Source organism: Rhizobium sp. KNZ14-9A (genome assembly GCF_056755015.1).
The window spans coordinates 663657-680999 of sequence record NZ_JBPGXB010000002.1; the positions used below are offsets into that span (position 1 = coordinate 663657).

The 17343-nt window shown below is 59.8% G+C and carries 14 protein-coding genes; 6 read left to right on the forward strand and 8 right to left on the reverse strand.

The features are described from left to right. Positions 1-170: 170 nt before the first annotated feature. Positions 171-3944, forward strand: coding sequence for a methionine synthase (metH, locus tag ACR9ZQ_RS09455; protein ID WP_310389231.1), 3774 nt, complete (start codon positions 171-173; stop codon positions 3942-3944). A gap of 115 nt (positions 3945-4059) precedes the next feature. Here metH and ACR9ZQ_RS09460 read toward each other — a convergent pair whose 3' ends face one another. Further along, positions 4060-4824 (reverse strand): GntR family transcriptional regulator, encoded by a 765-nt coding sequence (locus ACR9ZQ_RS09460; protein ID WP_310389233.1) that lies wholly within the window; start codon positions 4822-4824, stop codon positions 4060-4062. Next, positions 4821-5705, reverse strand: coding sequence for a glucosamine kinase nucleotide-binding domain-containing protein (locus ACR9ZQ_RS09465; RefSeq protein WP_310389235.1), 885 nt, complete (start codon positions 5703-5705; stop codon positions 4821-4823). Before ACR9ZQ_RS09465 ends, ACR9ZQ_RS09460 begins: the two co-directional genes overlap by 4 nt. A gap of 532 nt (positions 5706-6237) precedes the next feature. On the opposite strand from ACR9ZQ_RS09465, the gene ACR9ZQ_RS09470 reads away from it, so the two are divergent. The 5 genes from ACR9ZQ_RS09470 (at position 6238) to ACR9ZQ_RS09490 (ending at position 11594) form a co-directional block, all read left to right on the forward strand. Continuing rightward, positions 6238-7497 carry an ABC transporter substrate-binding protein gene (locus tag ACR9ZQ_RS09470; RefSeq protein ID WP_113324557.1) on the forward strand — a complete coding sequence of 420 codons (1260 nt, stop codon included), beginning with the start codon at positions 6238-6240 and terminating at the stop codon, positions 7495-7497. A gap of 216 nt (positions 7498-7713) precedes the next feature. Continuing rightward, on the forward strand, positions 7714-8661 hold the full coding sequence (locus ACR9ZQ_RS09475) for a carbohydrate ABC transporter permease (protein WP_310389238.1): 948 nt from the start codon (positions 7714-7716) through the stop codon (positions 8659-8661). A gap of 14 nt (positions 8662-8675) precedes the next feature. Continuing rightward, positions 8676-9518 carry a carbohydrate ABC transporter permease gene (locus tag ACR9ZQ_RS09480; protein ID WP_310389240.1) on the forward strand — a complete coding sequence of 281 codons (843 nt, stop codon included), beginning with the start codon at positions 8676-8678 and terminating at the stop codon, positions 9516-9518. Continuing rightward, positions 9515-10582: a Gfo/Idh/MocA family protein gene (locus ACR9ZQ_RS09485; protein WP_481427643.1), complete on the forward strand. Its 1068-nt coding sequence runs from the start codon at positions 9515-9517 to the stop codon at positions 10580-10582. The genes ACR9ZQ_RS09480 and ACR9ZQ_RS09485 overlap by 4 nt, the downstream gene beginning before the upstream one ends. Before the next feature lie 10 nt (positions 10583-10592). Beyond that, the gene (locus ACR9ZQ_RS09490) at positions 10593-11594 is read left to right on the forward strand and encodes an ABC transporter ATP-binding protein (protein ID WP_310389242.1); all 1002 of its coding nucleotides are present in this window, start codon (positions 10593-10595) and stop codon (positions 11592-11594) included. Positions 11595-11659: 65 nt separating this feature from the next. Here the strand turns inward: ACR9ZQ_RS09490 and ACR9ZQ_RS09495 are convergent, their stop codons facing one another. The 6 genes from ACR9ZQ_RS09495 to ACR9ZQ_RS09520 form a co-directional block, all read right to left on the reverse strand. Beyond that, on the reverse strand, positions 11660-12538 hold the full coding sequence (locus tag ACR9ZQ_RS09495; RefSeq protein ID WP_481427644.1) for a DMT family transporter: 879 nt from the start codon (positions 12536-12538) through the stop codon (positions 11660-11662). A 183-nt stretch (positions 12539-12721) separates the two neighbouring features. After that, positions 12722-13027 carry an NIPSNAP family protein gene (locus ACR9ZQ_RS09500; RefSeq protein ID WP_310389246.1) on the reverse strand — a complete coding sequence of 102 codons (306 nt, stop codon included), beginning with the start codon at positions 13025-13027 and terminating at the stop codon, positions 12722-12724. A 58-nt stretch (positions 13028-13085) separates the two neighbouring features. Further along, a complete protein-coding gene (locus tag ACR9ZQ_RS09505; protein ID WP_310389248.1) occupies positions 13086-14423 on the reverse strand; it encodes an MFS transporter in 1338 nt (445 codons plus the stop codon). Between the two features lie 163 nt (positions 14424-14586). Continuing rightward, positions 14587-15648 carry an ABC transporter ATP-binding protein gene (locus tag ACR9ZQ_RS09510; protein WP_481427645.1) on the reverse strand — a complete coding sequence of 354 codons (1062 nt, stop codon included), beginning with the start codon at positions 15646-15648 and terminating at the stop codon, positions 14587-14589. A 12-nt stretch (positions 15649-15660) separates the two neighbouring features. Further along, positions 15661-16449, reverse strand: coding sequence for an ABC transporter permease (locus ACR9ZQ_RS09515; RefSeq protein ID WP_481427646.1), 789 nt, complete (start codon positions 16447-16449; stop codon positions 15661-15663). Then, positions 16446-17339, reverse strand: coding sequence for an ABC transporter permease (locus ACR9ZQ_RS09520; protein ID WP_481427647.1), 894 nt, complete (start codon positions 17337-17339; stop codon positions 16446-16448). The genes ACR9ZQ_RS09515 and ACR9ZQ_RS09520 overlap by 4 nt, the downstream gene beginning before the upstream one ends. Positions 17340-17343 lie beyond the last annotated feature (4 nt).

Here is a 17343-nt window from a genome sequence, read left to right on the forward strand (position 1 = left end):
GAATTCGTGCACAATGCCTTTAGGAAAACGCCTATATAGAGGTCGGGCGAGTTTGTCATCCGCCAAGGCTTGCAATGGCCTAAACCGATAGGCATATGTTGACATAAAGATATCTTTATGTGATTTGTCGTTTCCGATCTTATGATCCTATGATGTCAAGGAGCCTTCCCGTGTTCGATAATCTCTTTGGTCCCGAAGGGGGCAAGCGTGATGGCAGTGAAGTGTTTGCGGCGCTGAGACAAGCTGCCAGCGAGCGCATCCTCGTTCTTGACGGCGCCATGGGCACGCAGATCCAGGGCCTGGGCTTCGATGAAGACCACTTCCGAGGTGACCGTTTCATTGGCTGCGCCTGCCATCAGAAGGGCAATAACGACCTGCTGATCCTGTCGCAGCCGGACGCGATCGAGGAAATCCACTATAAGTATGCCAAGGCCGGCGCCGATATCCTCGAAACCAATACCTTCTCGTCGACCCGCATTGCGCAGGCCGATTATCAGATGGAAGGCGAGGTCTATGCGCTGAACAAGGAAGGCGCGGAGATCGTTCGACGCGCCGCCCAGCGTGCCGAACGCGAAGACGGTAAGCGCCGCTTTGTTGCCGGCGCCATTGGCCCGACAAACCGCACGGCCTCCATCTCGCCCGACGTCAACAATCCGGGCTTCCGCGCCGTGACTTTCGACGACCTGCGCGATGCCTATGCAGAACAGATCGACGGCCTGATTGACGGCGGCGCCGACATCATCCTGATCGAGACGATCTTCGATACGCTGAATGCCAAGGCTGCGATCTTTGCCTGCGAGGAGCGTTTTGAGGCCAAGGGCATCCGCCTGCCGGTCATGATCTCCGGCACCATCACCGATCTCTCGGGCCGTACGCTGTCCGGCCAGACGCCGAGCGCCTTCTGGAACTCGGTGCGCCATGCCAACCCGTTCACCATCGGCCTCAACTGCGCGCTCGGCGCCAATGCGATGCGCCCGCATCTGCAGGAGCTTTCGGGCGTTGCCGATACCTTCATCTGCGCCTATCCGAATGCCGGCCTGCCGAACGAGTTCGGCCAGTATGACGAGACGCCGGAACTGATGGCGGCGCAGATCGACAGCTTCGCCCGCGAAGGCCTCGTCAACATCGTCGGCGGCTGCTGCGGTTCCACGCCCGAACATATCAGGATGATCGCGGAGACGGTGGCCAAGTACAAGCCGCGCCCGATCCCCGAGCATCGCCCTTTCATGTCGCTGTCGGGTCTCGAACCCTTCGAGCTGACCAAGGATATTCCCTTCGTCAATGTCGGCGAGCGCACCAACGTCACTGGTTCGGCACGCTTCCGCAAGCTGATCACTAATGCCGATTTCACGGCAGCGCTCGATGTTGCCCGCGACCAGGTCGAGAATGGCGCGCAGGTGATCGACATCAACATGGACGAAGGGCTGATCGATTCCGAAAAGGCGATGGTCGAGTTCCTGAACCTGATTGCTGCCGAGCCCGATATTGCCCGCGTGCCCGTGATGATCGATAGCTCGAAGTTCTCGATCATCGAATCCGGCCTGAAGCGCGTTCAGGGCAAGCCGATCGTCAACTCGATCTCTCTGAAGGAAGGTGAAGAAAATTTCCTCGCCCAGGCACGTCTGCTGCACAATTACGGTGCGGCCGTGGTCGTCATGGCTTTCGACGAGACGGGGCAGGCGGACAGCTACCAGCGCAAGGTGGACATCTGCACGCGCGCCTACAAGCTTTTGACGGAGAAGGTCGGCTTCCCGCCCGAAGACATCATCTTCGACCCGAACATCTTCGCTGTCGCGACCGGCATCGAGGAGCACAACAACTACGGTGTTGATTTCATCGAGGCGACGCGCACGATCCGCAAGACCATGCCGCTCGTCCATATCTCCGGCGGTGTGTCGAACCTTTCCTTCTCCTTCCGCGGCAATGAGCCGGTGCGCGAGGCGATGCATGCCGTGTTCCTCTATCACGCCATTCAGGCGGGTATGGACATGGGCATAGTCAATGCCGGCCAGCTTGCCGTCTATGACCAGATCGATCCGGACCTGCGTGAAGCCTGCGAAGACGTGGTGCTGAACCGTCGTCCCGACGGAACCGAGCGGCTGCTGGAAGTGGCCGAGCGTTTCCGCGGAGCTGCCGGCAAGGAAGGCAAGGTTCAGGACCTGTCCTGGCGCGAGTGGAGTGTGGCGAAGCGCCTCGAACATGCGCTGGTCAACGGCATTACCGAATATATCGAGGCCGATACCGAGGAAGCCCGCCAGGAGGCGGCTCGTCCGCTGCATGTCATCGAAGGCCCGTTGATGGCCGGCATGAATGTGGTCGGCGATCTCTTCGGCTCGGGCAAGATGTTCCTGCCGCAGGTGGTGAAGTCCGCCCGTGTCATGAAGCAGGCCGTTGCCGTGCTTCTCCCCTACATGGAGGAGGAGAAGCGCCAGAATGGCGGTGAAGAACGCAAGTCTGCCGGCAAGATCCTGATGGCGACCGTCAAGGGTGACGTGCACGATATCGGCAAGAACATCGTCGGCGTCGTGCTCGCCTGCAACAATTATGAGATCATCGATCTCGGCGTCATGGTGCCGGCAACGAAAATCCTCGAAACGGCTATTGCCGAGAAGGTCGATATCATCGGTCTCTCCGGACTGATCACGCCGTCGCTCGACGAGATGGTGCATGTGGCGGCCGAAATGGAGCGGCAGGGCTTCGACATTCCGCTTTTGATCGGCGGGGCGACGACCAGCCGCGTGCATACGGCCGTCAAGATCCATCCGGGCTACAACAAGGGCCAGTCGATCTACGTGACGGATGCCAGCCGCGCCGTTGGCGTCGTGTCCTCGCTGCTCTCGCCGGAAAACCGCCAGGGCTATATTGACGACATCAGGGCTGAATATGCCAAGGTTGCTGCCGCTCATGCGCGCAGCGAAGCCGAAAAGGTGCGCCTGCCGCTTTCGCGTGCCCGCGAAAATGCGCAGAAGGTCGATTGGGCGGCCTATAAGCCGAGCAAGCCGAGCTTCCTCGGCACCAAGGTGTTCGAAGACTACGATCTGGCCGAGCTTGCAAAGTACATCGACTGGACACCGTTCTTCCAGACCTGGGAGCTGCGTGGCCGCTACCCGGCGATCCTCGAGGATGAGAAGCAGGGTGAAGCTGCACGTGCGCTCTGGAACGACGCCCAGGCGATGCTGAAGAAGATCATCGACGAGAAGTGGTTCCGGCCGCGCGCCGTCATCGGCTTCTGGCCGGCTGGTACCGTCGGCGACGATATCCGCCTCTTCAAGGGCGATGCGCGCAAGGAGGAGTTGGCGACGTTCTACACGCTTCGCCAGCAGCTTTCGAAGCGCGACGGCCGCCCGAACGTGGCGTTGTCGGATTTCGTGGCGCCGGTCGATAGCGGTGTGCAGGACTATGTCGGCGGCTTCGTAGTGACGGCCGGCTTCGAGGAGATTGCCATTGCAGAACGTTTCGAGCGTTCGAACGACGACTATTCCTCGATCCTCGTCAAGGCGCTCGCCGACCGCTTCGCCGAGGCCTTCGCCGAGCGCATGCATGAGCGCGTGCGCCGCGAATATTGGGGTTATGCCAAGGACGAGACGCTCTCCAACGAGGATCTCATCACCGAAGCCTATGCCGGCATCCGCCCGGCGCCCGGCTATCCGGCCCAGCCCGACCACACCGAGAAGAAGACGCTGTTTTCTCTTCTCGACGCGGAAAATACCGCTGGCGTGAAGCTGACCGAGAGCTATGCGATGTGGCCCGGTTCGTCGGTGTCAGGCATCTATATTGGTCACCCTGACTCTTACTATTTCGGTGTTGCCAAGGTGGAGCGTGACCAGGTGGAAGACTATGCCAAGCGCAAGGGCATGGACGTCACCGAGGTCGAGCGCTGGCTCGGTCCGGTGCTCAACTACGTGCCGCGCAAGATCAATGAAGAGATCGAAGACGCGGCCTGAATTCTGAGTCTCTCCCGTCGCTTAAAGCGGCAGGCTCAGTGGTCGATTCAATGAATGGAAAAGCCGGGAAGTGATTCACTTTCCGGCTTTATCTTTCTGAATTGAAATGACAAAATTAGCCCGCTCCAATCGTCAGCTCGGCGACGAAGTCATAGGCATCGCCACGATAAAGCGAGCGGGTGAATTCCACCGCGCGGCCGGAACCGAGATAGGAAATACGCTCGATGGAGAGCCCGGCCTGGCCAACGGGGACGCCGAGCAGATTGGCGTCGGCTTCCTTCATGTTGGTGGCGGATATGCGCTGGACGGCGCGCACCGGGCGTACGCCCCGTCGTTCCAGCTCGGCATAGAGCGAATTGGTGACAGCAGAGGGATCGGGCAGGAATTCGCCTGATACGCTCGCATGTTCGATCGCCAAGGGCTCGTCGTCGGCTATGCGCAGGCGGGAGAGGCGCGAGACCTTGATGTCGGTGCCGAGGCCGAGGATCATCATCTCGTCAGGCGAGGGGGTGTGGATACCCTTGTGCAGCCATTCGGAGCGGGCGGTCATGCCGCGCCGGGCCATGTCCTCAGTGAAGGAAGTAAGCTGCGACAGGCGCTGTTCGACTTTCGAAACCGGCTTTGCGACGAAGGTGCCGGAGCCATGGCGACGCACGAGCAGGCCATCGGCTACAAGCTCGTCGATCGCCTTGCGCACGGTGACGCGGCTGACGGCGGCAAATTCGGCGATGTCGCGTTCCGGGGGCAGGGCATCGCCATGGGCGAGTGTGCCGGTGCGCACGGCATCTTCGAGTGTGCGGCGCAGCTTCACATAGAGTGGGCCGGTGCCGCCGGCCTGCAAGCGTTCGGGTGAAAGGATGGAGGCGAGATCGTCGGTCATGCCACACCTCTCTGCCGTTCGTTCCGAAGCTTTATGGCAAGGTCGACGGCGCCCTGCAGCGCATCGGCCTTTGGTTCTACGAGAAGGGCCTTGTGCCGATCGGCAAGCCACGGATGGTAGGCTTTGGCCAGTCCGCCAAGCAGGCAGATGGACGGGCATTCCGCCCATGAGAGTGCATCGAGGCTTTCGCTGATAGCGCGCGCTGCATCCTTGACGATCTCGATTGCAGTAACATCGCCGGCCTGAGCGCCTTCGAAGACCATCGGCGCAAAACGCGCGAAGTCTGCCGGCCGGGCCGTATGGGCAAATTCGACGACGCGTTCCGGATCGTTGCCGTATTCGGCCATGACCTTTTCCGTCAACGGTGAGGCAGCGCGAACTTTATCATGGGCAAGCAGGGATTTTTCCAGGAGATCGCGGCCAAGCCGGGCGCCGCTTGCCTGATCGCCGACGATCGAACCCCAGCCGCCGATCCCATGCAGTTTGCCGTCCCGGCGGGCATTATAAACGGAGCCGGTTCCGAGAGCGCCGACAATGCCGTCGCCGTCTCCGAGCGCGCCCTGCAGCGAAATCAGCGCGTCGGTGACGACCTGGCCGTTTCTGAAGGGAAGAGCCTTTTCGATGCGCTTGCCGTAATCGCCGACATTGGCACCGGCGACACCGATGACAGCGGTGGCGGTGGAAACGGTTTCATTTTCAAATCCTGCATCACGCAGAGCCTGACGAGCGGATTCGACGATATTGACGAGAGAGTTTTCCAGATCGGAAAGGATGTTGGCAGGGCCCGCCTTGCCGCGGCCAATGACATTGCCCATTCTGTCCGCAACTGCGGCTCGGCAGCTTGTTCCACCGCCATCTACACCGATTGCAAGTTCCGTCATCGGACCTCCGGATACGCTGTTCCCTTATGTTTTTTAATACAATACCAAAAAAATACCATTTACCAAGCAGAAATGATCGGAAAATTCCTTGTTTTTAACATATTGATTTTAAATGATAAAATTTTTTTATGAATTTTCTCAGGTCCAGAAGTTAATTTCGGCTGGACAATTGGTATTTTTTTGGCCTTAATTCGGGAAAAGGGAACAGCGTATCGAGGCATGTGAAAACCGGCAAAGAAAAACAGCGCCGGCCAGGTTTCGAGAAAGGTGCAGGCAACGATCCGCAGGAGCCGACATGGCTCACGGAAGCGCGCGGCATCCTTCCAAGTTTTCCCTTATTTTCTGGCGCCCGGTTCAGTGTATCGGGAGGGCGCAGCGTCCGGCCGGGGGCTATCGTCTTCCGTGTCGACAGAGCTTCGGAGCCGGCAATCTTGGCGGCTCTAAAAGGGGCGTTGGGTGTTTCCTCAGACACGCCAACTGCTTGTTTCAGATCGAAAACAGCGCCTATCGGCGCTCAAAACAGGAGAGGGAAATGAAAAACACTGCTCTGAAAAGCTTGCTGCTTGCCTCCAGCCTGCTGTCGTCGGCCGGCCTCGTTCATGCCGCTGACGTGACGCTTACCGTTGAAAGCTGGCGTAACGACGACCTGCAGATCTGGCAGGAAAAGATCATCCCGGCTTTCGAAGCCAAGAACCCGGGCATCAAGATCGTCTTCTCGCCGACCGCTCCGACTGAATACAATGCTTCGCTGAACGCCAAGCTCGACGCCGGTTCCGCAGGCGACATCATCACCTGCCGTCCGTTCGACGCATCGCTCGAACTCTTCAACAAGAAGCAGCTCGTCGATCTGACCAGCCTGTCCGGCATGGAGAACTTCTCGCCGGTCGCCAAGGCTGCATGGTCGACGGACGACGGCAAGTCGACCTTCTGCGTGCCGATGGCTTCGGTCATCCACGGCTTCATCTACAACAAGGATGCCTTCGACAAGCTCGGCATCGCCATTCCGAAGACGGAAGACGAGTTCTTCGCGGCCCTCGACAAGATCAAGGCTGACGGCACCTACATCCCGCTCGCCATGGGCACGAAGGATCTCTGGGAAGCAGCTACCATGGGCTACCAGAATATCGGCCCGAACTACTGGAAGGGTGAAGAGGGCCGCGAAGCTCTTATCGCCGGCAAGCAGAAGCTGACGGACGCCGACTGGGTCAAGCCCTATGAAGAGCTTGCCAAGTGGAAGCCCTATCTCGGCGACGGTTTCGAAGCCCAGACCTACTCGGACAGCCAGAACCTCTTCACACTCGGCCGCGCCGCCATCTATCCGGCAGGCTCCTGGGAAATCTCGCTGTTCAACACGCAGGCGCAGTTCAAGATGGGCGCCTTCCCGCCGCCGGTTCCGAAGGCTGGCGACCAGGGCTATATCTCCGACCATCCGGATATCGGCGTTGCCCTGAACGCCAAGAGCACGCACCAGGAAGAAGCCAAGAAGTTCCTCACCTGGGTCGCTTCGCCTGAATTCGCAGACATCTATGCGAACTCCCTGCCAGGCTTCTTCAGCCTGAACTCCAACCCGGTCAAGATGAGCGATCCGCTCGCTCAGGAATTCGTTTCCTGGCGCGGCCCGTACAAGTCGACCGTCCGCTCGACCTATCAGATCCTGTCGCGCGGCACGCCGAACCTCGAAAACGAGACCTGGGTTGAATCGGCAAACGTGATCAACGGCACGGACACCCCGGCCGCTGCTGCCGAAAAGCTCCAGAAGGGCCTCGACAGCTGGTACAAGCCGGCGAAGTAAGGTTTTGAAGGTGAGGGGCGGTCCTTCCGGCCGCCCCTTATCGGCCTGCCGGCCATCTTGTCCCGCGAGGGGCGGGAGACTCGCAGCCGCCTCGTGGCCCATGGTTTTCAGGTATGGGCATGCCTGCTCTCCGAATAGAAGGAGAGGGGGAGTGAGGGGCAAGATTTCCACCTGCGCTGCGCCCTCCGGCCCAGCCAATAAGAACAGGCAAAAGCCATGAGCGAAGCCGACAATGCAGTCGACCTGATCCCGATCAAGCGTCCCATACGCTGGCATATCGGCATCTTCCTTCTCCCGGCATTGATCGTCTATTCGGCGATCATGGTCCTGCCGCTGATCGAAACGCTCCGGCTTTCCTTCTACAATACAGTTGATGGCGCCCCGGCCTTCGTTGGGTTTGCCAACTACAAGGTTCTCTTAGGCGACGCCCGCTGGGCGCACGACTTCTGGAACGCGCTCCGCAACAACCTGATCTTCTTCGCCATCCATATGTGCGTGCAGAATCCGATCGGGATTGCGTTGGCCGCGCTACTGTCGACGCCGCGGCTGCGTTTCGTCGCCTTCTACCGTACGGCAATCTTCCTACCGACGCTGCTCTCCTTCGTCATCGTCGGCTTCATCTGGAAGCTGATCCTCTCGCCGATCTGGGGTGTGGCGCCCTGGCTGATGAGCCTCGTCGGCATGAAATGGGCCTTTGCGCCCTGGCTCGGCCAGTCCGGCCCGGCTCTAGTCGCCGTGTCACTGATCTCCAACTGGCAATATATCGGCATTCCGATGATGCTGATCTATGCCGCGCTGCTCAGCATTCCAGAAGAAGTGATCGAGGCCGCCGAATGCGATGGCATTACCGGCTGGGCGCAGTTCTGGAAGATCAAGCTGCCGCTTATCCTGCCGGCAATTGGCATCATCTCGATCCTGACCTTCGTCGGCAACTTCAATGCCTTCGACCTGATCTACACGGTGCAGGGCGCGCTTGCCGGCCCCGACATGTCCACGGATATTCTGGGCACGCTGCTCTACCGCACCTTCTTCGGTTTCCAGCTGCAGCTCGGCGATCGGTCCATGGGCGCGACGATCGCGACGGTGATGTTCCTCATCATCCTTGCCGGCGTGTCCTTCTATCTTTTCGCTATCCAGCGGCGCATGCGCCGCTACCAGTTCTGAGGAGTGTGAGCCCCATGTCGAACAGAGCGCGCACATCCCCCATCCGTGCCGGCCTCGTGCATCTGGCGCTGATCGGTTACACGCTGATTGCCATCTTTCCGGTGTTCCTGACGATCGTTAATTCGTTCAAGGACCGCAATTCGATCTTCCGGTCGCCGCTGCAGGTGCCGACGCCTTCGACCTTCAGCCTCGTCGGTTACCAGACGGTACTGGGGCAGGGTGACTTCGCCACCTATTTCCAGAACAGCTTCATCGTGACGATCGTTGCGATCTTCCTTGTGCTGCTGTTCGGGGCGATGGCCGCCTTTGCGCTGTCGGAATACCGCTTCAAGGGCAATACGCTGATGGGCCTCTATATGGCGATCGGCATCATGATCCCGATCCGCCTCGGCACGGTCGCCATCCTGCAGGGCATGGTCGCGACCGGCCTCGTCAATACACTGACGGCCCTGATCCTCGTCTATACGGCGCAGGGTATCCCGCTTGCGATCTTCATCCTGTCGGAATTCATGCGCACGGTTTCCGACGACCTGAAGAACGCCGGTCGTATCGACGGGCTCTCGGAATATTCGATTTTCTTCCGCCTTGTGCTGCCGCTGGTGCGGCCGGCTATGGCGACGGTCGCCGTCTTCACGATGATCCCGATCTGGAACGACCTGTGGTTTCCGCTGATCCTGGCGCCATCCGAAGCCACCAAGACCGTGACGCTCGGTTCGCAGATCTTCATCGGCCAGTTCGTCACCAATTGGAATGCGGTTCTGGCAGCACTGTCGCTGGCGATCCTGCCGATCCTCGTTCTCTACGTCATCTTCTCGCGGCAGCTGATCCGCGGCATTACCTCGGGAGCTGTCAAGTGAGCCAATCCGAAAAGCCGATCCGTGTTCTCGTTGCCGGCCTCGGCAATATGGGCCGCAGCCATGCGCTCGCCTATCACAACAATCCGGGCTTCGAGATCGTCGGCCTCGTCAATCGCTCCAAGCCGTCGCAGCTCGCCCCGGAACTGGATCAATACACGATCCATCCTGACTTCATGACGGCGCTTGCCGAACTGAAGCCGGATCTCTGCTCGATCAACACCTATTCCGACAGCCATGCCGATTACGCTGTGGCTGCCTTTGAGGCCGGCTGTGACGTCTTCGTCGAAAAGCCGCTCGCAACGACGGTTGCCGATGCGGAGCGCGTCGTGGCCGCGGCGAAGAAGGCCGGCAAGAAGCTGGTCATCGGTTACATCCTTCGCCACCATCCATCCTGGAAGAAGCTGATCGAGGAGGCGCGGAAGCTCGGCGGCCCCTATGTCTTCCGCATGAACCTCAATCAGCAGTCCAGCGGCCCGACCTGGGCGACGCACAAGTCGCTGATGCAGACGACATCGCCGATCGTCGATTGCGGCGTCCACTATGTCGACGTCATGTGCCAGATCACCGATGCCAAGGCTGTCGAGGTACGCGGCATGGGCCTGCGGCTGTCGAACGAGATTGCGCCCGACATGTATAATTACGGCCACCTGCAGGTGCTCTATGAAGACGGTTCCGTCGGCTGGTACGAGGCCGGCTGGGGACCGATGATTTCCGAGACTGCTTTCTTCGTGAAGGACGTCATGTCGCCGAACGGCGCGGTTTCGATCGTCATGGATCCGAAGGCGAAGTCCGACGATATCGACACGCATACCAAGACATCCGTCATCCGGCTGCATACGGCAGAGACCGGCCCGGACGGCAAATTCATCCGTCCCGATCAGGACATGACGATGGAAGGCGAGCCCGGCCATCAGGCGCTTTGCGACCTGGAACAGGCCTTCGTGCTGCGCGCTGTCAGCGAAGATCTGGACCTTACCCGCCATATGGATGACGCCGTGGCCTCGCTGCGCATCTGCCTTGCCGCTGACGAAAGCGTGCGCATCGGCCGACCGGTTAGACTATAAGGAAAGACTAGTGGGATCGCTTCAACTCAAATCCATCCGCAAGGCCTATGGCACGCATGATGTGCTGAAGGGCATCGACCTCGAGGTCAAAGACGGCGAATTCGTCATTTTCGTCGGCCCTTCCGGCTGCGGAAAATCAACCCTGCTTCGCAGCATTGCCGGCCTGGAAGACGTGACCTCGGGCGCCGTCATCATCAACGGCCGCGATGAGACGCTGACACCGCCGGCCAAACGCGGTATCGCCATGGTGTTCCAGTCCTACGCGCTCTATCCGCACCTGACGGTCAAGGACAACATGGGCCTCGGTCTCAAGCAAGCCGGTACGGCCAAGGACGAGATCGAGAAGCGGGTGAGCAAGGCGTCGTCGATGCTGTCACTCGAGCAATATCTGGCGCGTCGCCCGGCCGAGCTTTCTGGTGGTCAGCGCCAGCGCGTGGCGATCGGCCGTGCGATCGTGCGCGAGCCGGAACTCTTCCTGTTCGATGAGCCGCTCTCCAACCTCGACGCAGCGTTGCGTGTGCAGACGCGCCTCGAAATCGCTCGCCTGCACCGCAGCCTCAAGGCGACGATGATATACGTCACCCACGATCAGGTCGAAGCCATGACGCTCGCCGACAAGATCGTGGTGCTGAATGCCGGTGCAATCGAGCAGATCGGTTCGCCGATGGAACTCTATAACCGCCCGGCCAACACATTCGTCGCCGGCTTCATCGGCTCGCCGCAGATGAACTTCATTGCCGGCGACAAGGTCGGCGATGTTGACGCAAAAACGGTCGGCATCCGCCCCGAACACCTGACGCTGTCTCGCGACAGCGGCACCTGGAAGGCGAAGACTGTGCATGTCGAGCATCTCGGCGCCGACACAATCGTCTATCTGGAATCCGACCAGTGCGGCCTGCTGACCGCGCGTCTCTTCGGCGAGCATAAGTATGAACCCGATGAGATTGTCTACGCGACGCCCGATGGCGGCCACGTCCATCGCTTCGATGCGAACGACCAAGCGATCCGCTGATTGCCACCTGAAAGAAACGCCCCGCCATCGAGCGGGGCTATTTCTTTCGATCGACAGGTAGATGGTTAGCGTTGAAAAATCCGGCCATCGATGATGATCAGGCTCGCCATGACCAGGATCATGCCGCCAAACTCGAACGTCTCCAGTCTCTCGCCGAGAAACACCGTACCCAGTAGGATCGCGCTGACAGGCACCAGCAGCGTCACCAGGGAAGCATTGGTCGCTCCGGCCGAGGCGATGAGATTGAAATAGAGAATGAAAGCGAAGGCAGTGGTCAGGATCGCGAGAACCAGCACGGCCATCCATATCGAAACAGACGACGTGACCATGTCGGCCGGGCTGTAGAAAAAGAAAACGATCGGCAGCATGAGGATGGTAGCGCCTGTCAGTTGGCCGGTCGCGACCACCGTCGGACTTATGCCTTTGAAGCGCTTGGCGTAGACCACGGCGAAGGCATAGGAGACGGCGGCTCCGATGACTGCGAGTTTTGCCCATGTGGGGCCGCCAAGATTGGATAGAAGCCCTGGGCCGATCATGACGGCGGCGCCTGCGATGCCGATAGCGACGCCCGCAATCTTCACGGTTGAGATCTTTTCATCCGGCGTCAGCGCGTTTGCTACGAGGATCGTCCAAAGAGGTGTTGTTGCATAGAACACCGAGGCGAGGCCGGCGCCGATTTCCGTTTGGCCAGTGAAGATCAGCGAGAACGGAATGACGTTGTTGAGCAGGGCGAGACACAGGAAAGAGCCGGGCCGGGTGAGAACGGGCACGAAGGAAATGCCGCGCAACCTTAACCAGAGATGCAGGACCAGCGCGGCAATCACCACGCGATAAAGGACGAGGGCCAAGGGAGGAATTTCGGATACGGCTATGCGGGCGAAGAAGAAGGACCCGCCCCAAAGTGCGCCCAGGAGCACGAGCTGGCCCCAATCCTTCGCCGACATTGATTGTGTCATCGCTTCGGTGCGCAAAGCCGTCATCCAGTAGATGAAGATATGCCTTGCACTCTATCCCCGGTTGGGGCGGCCGACAGCAACGGAACAATCCGGATATCCGAATTCTATGGAATCTGGTGCTGTCTTATCCCGATCGTCCGGATTGATATGTCTGGACCGAATTCCAGGGGATCAGCCGAGAACAGGGCGCATGAAGCTGCGCTCATAGCTGATGATGCTCCGGTTACGCTTGTCGAGTTCGAAGGCGGCCTGGCATTCCGGGTCGCTTGCCATACGAGTGCGATAGTCCTCATAGGCGGCAAGGCTCGGGAAGGAAAACAGCGCCACGGCAATGTTGTTTGCGCCTTCCGATGGCAGGAAATAGCCGTGATGAGTGCCGCCCATCCTGTTGACGATCGGAATCCAGAGCCGGGCGTATTCCTCGAATTCAGCGAGCTTGTATGGATCGATGACGTATCGCAGATAGCAGGTAATCATTGAAATACCCCATTGTAGAAAAAGTCGGGCGAACGGCCGCCCGGCCCGTGTTGCCCATTCAGTTTCGTGAGGTCAGCCGGCCTGTCAGTTCCTCGATGCCGACTTCAGCCTCGATACTGTCTCCCTTGGCCAGAAGATAGAGGCCGAGGCCAAAGGTGAGGGCGGCGATGAACAGCAGATAATAGGCATGCGCCATCGGGTTGATCGGCAGCAGGGCGGCGACGGCAAGTGGCGTCAGCCCGCCGAAGATCGCATAGGAGACATTGTAGGAGAAGGAGAGGCCGCTGAAGCGGACGCGGGCCGGAAAAGCGCGCACCATCACATAGGGCACTGCGCCGACCATGCCGACGGCGAGGCCCATGATGGCATAGAGCACGAAGAGGACCGTCAGCGAAACCGCGGCATAGCTGTAGAAGGCGAAGGTAGCGATGGCGAAGAAGATGCTTGAGACCAGGAAGAAGCGCCCGGAGCCGACACGGTCGACGATCGCGCCGGCTGCCGCCGTGCCGAAGATCAGGAACAGCGTGCCGAAGCTCGTGGCAGCCAGCGATTGCTGGGCGCTGTAGCCGTACTGCTTCTGCAGGAAGGTTGCCGTCATCAGCGTCGTCACGACGATGCCGGCAGACAGGATCCAGGTCAGCAGAATGGAGATAACGACACCGCGGGGGTAATCGCGCAGCACAGCCTTCAGCGGCAGTTCCGGCACCAGCGAGCGGCTCTGTTTCATCTCCGAGAAGATCGGCGTTTCCTGCAGCCACTGGCGGAGATAGACGGCAACAAGGCCGAAGATCCCGCCGATGAAGAAGGGCAGGCGCCATGCATAAGCGGCGATATCGTCAGGCGTGAAAACCGTATTGATGATCGTGGCGATGAAGGAGCCGAAGAGAATTCCGAGCGTCAGGCCCGAGCAGAGGAAGCCGCAGGCAAAGCCGACGCGGCGGAAGGGAACATGCTCGGCAACGAAGGTCCAGGCGCCGGGAACCTCGCCGCCGATCGCCGCACCCTGGAGGATGCGCATCAGAATGAGAAGTACGGGGGCTGCGACGCCGATCGAAGCATAGGTCGGCATGGCGGCCATGCCGAGCGTCGAGAGCGCCATCAGCAGGATCGAGAAGGCGAAGACCTTCTTGCGGCCGAAGAGGTCACCGAAATGGGCAAGCACGATGCCGCCGAGTGGCCGCACCAGATAGCCGGCGGCGAAGATGCCGAAGGTCTGCAGCGTCACCAGCCAGTCCGGCATTTCCGGCGGGAAGAAAAGCTTGCCGATCACGGCTGCGAAGAAGACGAAGATGATGAAATCGTAGAATTCCAGTGCGCCGCCGAGGGCGGAAAGGCCAAGTGTGCGGAAATCCTGGGAGGTGAGGCTGCGGGGAGCGGAGGCTGCGACTGATGACATTATGGGGCACTTCGTGGATCGGTATGTTTGCTCCATGCGGCATGGTTCCCGCCGCTTCAAGCTCTTTCTGGTGATAGCTCCATCACGTTTGCTGACAGTATTTCCGCGAAACGAAAAAGGCGCCGCACCGGCGGCGCCCTCATCAAGAAGGTTTTTCTTCCGATCAGTCGCGGATGACGAGCAGGTCGGCGGCCATGAAGCGGAGCGTCACGGTTTCGCCAGCGGCCGGCGGGGTGACGCCGGGGCTGTTGAACATGTCGAAGGAGATGACGTTGCCGCCGACATTCATGCGGGTGCGGATGACCGAACCCAGGAAGTGCGCGGAGACGACCTGACCGGTCAGCGCAGTGTCGCTCTGGGTGCCTTCGGCAAGCGAACCAGCTTCCGGGCGGAGCGCAAGCTGAACAGTGTCGCCAGCCTTGTATGCCTGGACGGACTGTTTCAGCGTCACACCCTGATCGCCGATCTGGATGCGGTTGCTATCCGGATCGACGACCTTGGCTTCGATGAGGTTCAGCGTGCCGACGAAGGAGGCGACGAAGCGCGTTGCCGGCGTGTTGTAGATCTCGAAGGGCGTGCCGATCTGGTCTGCCTTGCCGCCATTCATGACGACGATACGGTCGGAGATCGAAAGCGCTTCTTCCTGGTCGTGCGTGACGAAAACCGTGGTGATGCCGAGCGATTGCTGGATCTGGCGGATTTCTTCGCGCAGCGACACGCGGATCTTGGCGTCGAGTGCCGAGAGCGGCTCGTCGAGCAGCAGGACCTGCGGCTTGACGGCAAGGGCACGGGCAAGAGCAACACGCTGCTGCTGGCCGCCGGACATCTGGTAGGGGAAGCGGTCTGCCAGATGATCGAGCTTGATGAGGCCGAGCATTTCCTTGACTCGCCTGTCGATCTCCGGCTTGGGCGCACCCGCGACCTTGAGGCCGAAGGCGACGTTGTTATGCACCGTCATGTTGGGGAACAGCGCGTAGGCTTGGAAAACCATGCCGATATTGCGCTGGTTCGGCTTCAGCGCGCTCTGGTCCTTGCCGTTGATGGTCAGCGTGCCGCCCGTCGGCGTTTCGAAGCCGGCGATCATGCGCAGAACGGTCGTCTTGCCGCAGCCAGACGGTCCGAGAAACGAGACGAACTCCCCCTTCTCGATATTCATGTTGAAGTTCTTAACGACCTGAACCGGGCCAAAGGATTTCTGAATGTTGTTCAGTGTGAGAAAGGACATGAGCCAGTTACCTTAAGCCTTTGCCGGGCGGGCTTTGCCGAAGCGGGAAACGAGGTTGAGTAGGCCCATGCTGAGCCAGGTGATAGAGAAGGCGATGACGGCGAGCGCAGAAGGCTCATAAGCCTTGTTGGCACCGACGAGCTGCAGGTAGGGACCAAAGGCCGGACGATTGAGCAGTGCTGCGAAGGTGAACTCACCCATGACGATCGCAAGTGTGATGAAGGCACCCGACAGCACACCGCTCATGACGTTCGGGAAAATGCATTTGAACATGATTGTTGTCCAGCGGGCGCCGAGACTTTCGGCCGCCTCCGTCAGCGTGCGGACGTCGATGGCGCGCATGGCGGTATCGACGGCGCGGTACATGTAGGGTAGCGACAGTGTGATATAGGAGAAGACCAGCAGGATGTTGGTACCTGTCGTCGAACCCGTCAGCGGCAGATAGGACGACGAGTTGTACATTCTGAGGTAGCCGAAGACGATGACGATCGCCGGAATCACGAGCGGTAGCAGCGTGATGAATTCGACGACCGGGCGCATCTGTGGCAAGCGTAGCCGCACCCAGTAGGCCGTCGGCACGACGAGCAGCATGCCGAAGACGATGGTGAGCAACGCCATCAGCATGGAATAGCCGAAGGTCTCGCGGAACTGAGCGTCTGAGAAGACCGACTCATAGGCATCGAGGCTGTATTGGCCGCGGCGCATGCGCAGCGAAAACTCGATTGTGCCGATCAACGGAATGACGAAATAGGATGCCCCCAGGACAACGGCGATCCAGGCTCCAAGACGTTGAGCTTTCATTTCTGCCACCGTTCGGCGCGCATGCGCAGCATGAGGTAAAGGACGTTGGAGACGCCGGTTATGACGATCATGCCGAGCGCGATGGCGTAACCGAGGTTGGCGTTGTGCAGAACGTCGCCGCGAATCTGCGCATAAAGCAAAATCGGCACGATGTTCAGCGAGCTGCCGGTCAGCGCAAAGGCCGTGGCGATGGCGCCGAAGGCGTTGGCGAAGAGCAGCAGCGTGGTGCCGAGCAGGCTCGGCCAGAGGATCGGCAGCGCGACCATCGTCCAATATTGACGATTAGTGGCGCCGAGGATCTGCGAGGCTTCGCGCCATTCCTTCTTCATGCCGTCGAGCGCTGGCGTCAGGATCAGCACCATCAGCGGGATCTGGAAATACATGTAGGTGATGGTGAGGCCGAAGAAGGACAGCAGGTTGAAGCCGGTGCCGTAGAGATTGAAGCCAAACCAATCGCGCAGGAAGATCGTCACAAGGCCAGTGCGACCAAGCGTTGCAAGAAAGGCGAAGGCGAGCGGCACGCCGGCGAAATTCGAGGCGACGCCGGAGAAGGTCAGTAGTGTCGAGCGCACGGAGGCGGGAAGGCCACCGAGCACAACGGCCCAAGCGAGAAAGAAGCCAATCAGCGCGCCGCCGAGGGCGGAAGCAACCGAGACGCGGATACTGATCCAGTAGGCGCTCATGATCGATGGGGTGAAGAGATCACCAATATTCTTCAGCGTGAAATCGCCCTCGGGTGTCAGGAACGCACCCACCACAAGATAAAGCGTGGGGATGATCAGGAACAGCATGGAGAAAATGATGAAGGGTGCAATGCCCAGCCAGTCGATCACGCGGTCTTTGTTGATCAACGGGACACTGCTCGCCATAGGCGTTGACACGGTGCTCATGGAA

Coding starts and splice junctions, on each gene's coding strand:
- ACR9ZQ_RS09510 (WP_481427645.1), bottom strand. CDS start 15,648: ATGTCCTTTCTCACACTGAACAACATTCAGAAATCCTTTGGCCCGGTT.
- ACR9ZQ_RS09480 (WP_310389240.1), top strand. CDS start 8,676: ATGTCGAACAGAGCGCGCACATCCCCCATCCGTGCCGGCCTCGTGCAT.
- ACR9ZQ_RS09515 (WP_481427646.1), bottom strand. CDS start 16,449: ATGAAAGCTCAACGTCTTGGAGCCTGGATCGCCGTTGTCCTGGGGGCA.
- ACR9ZQ_RS09500 (WP_310389246.1), bottom strand. CDS start 13,027: ATGATTACCTGCTATCTGCGATACGTCATCGATCCATACAAGCTCGCT.
- ACR9ZQ_RS09505 (WP_310389248.1), bottom strand. CDS start 14,423: ATGTCATCAGTCGCAGCCTCCGCTCCCCGCAGCCTCACCTCCCAGGAT.
- ACR9ZQ_RS09495 (WP_481427644.1), bottom strand. CDS start 12,538: ATGTCGGCGAAGGATTGGGGCCAGCTCGTGCTCCTGGGCGCACTTTGG.
- ACR9ZQ_RS09475 (WP_310389238.1), top strand. CDS start 7,714: ATGAGCGAAGCCGACAATGCAGTCGACCTGATCCCGATCAAGCGTCCC.
- ACR9ZQ_RS09520 (WP_481427647.1), bottom strand. CDS start 17,339: ATGAGCACCGTGTCAACGCCTATGGCGAGCAGTGTCCCGTTGATCAAC.
- ACR9ZQ_RS09470 (WP_113324557.1), top strand. CDS start 6,238: ATGAAAAACACTGCTCTGAAAAGCTTGCTGCTTGCCTCCAGCCTGCTG.
- ACR9ZQ_RS09460 (WP_310389233.1), bottom strand. CDS start 4,824: ATGACCGACGATCTCGCCTCCATCCTTTCACCCGAACGCTTGCAGGCC.
- ACR9ZQ_RS09465 (WP_310389235.1), bottom strand. CDS start 5,705: ATGACGGAACTTGCAATCGGTGTAGATGGCGGTGGAACAAGCTGCCGA.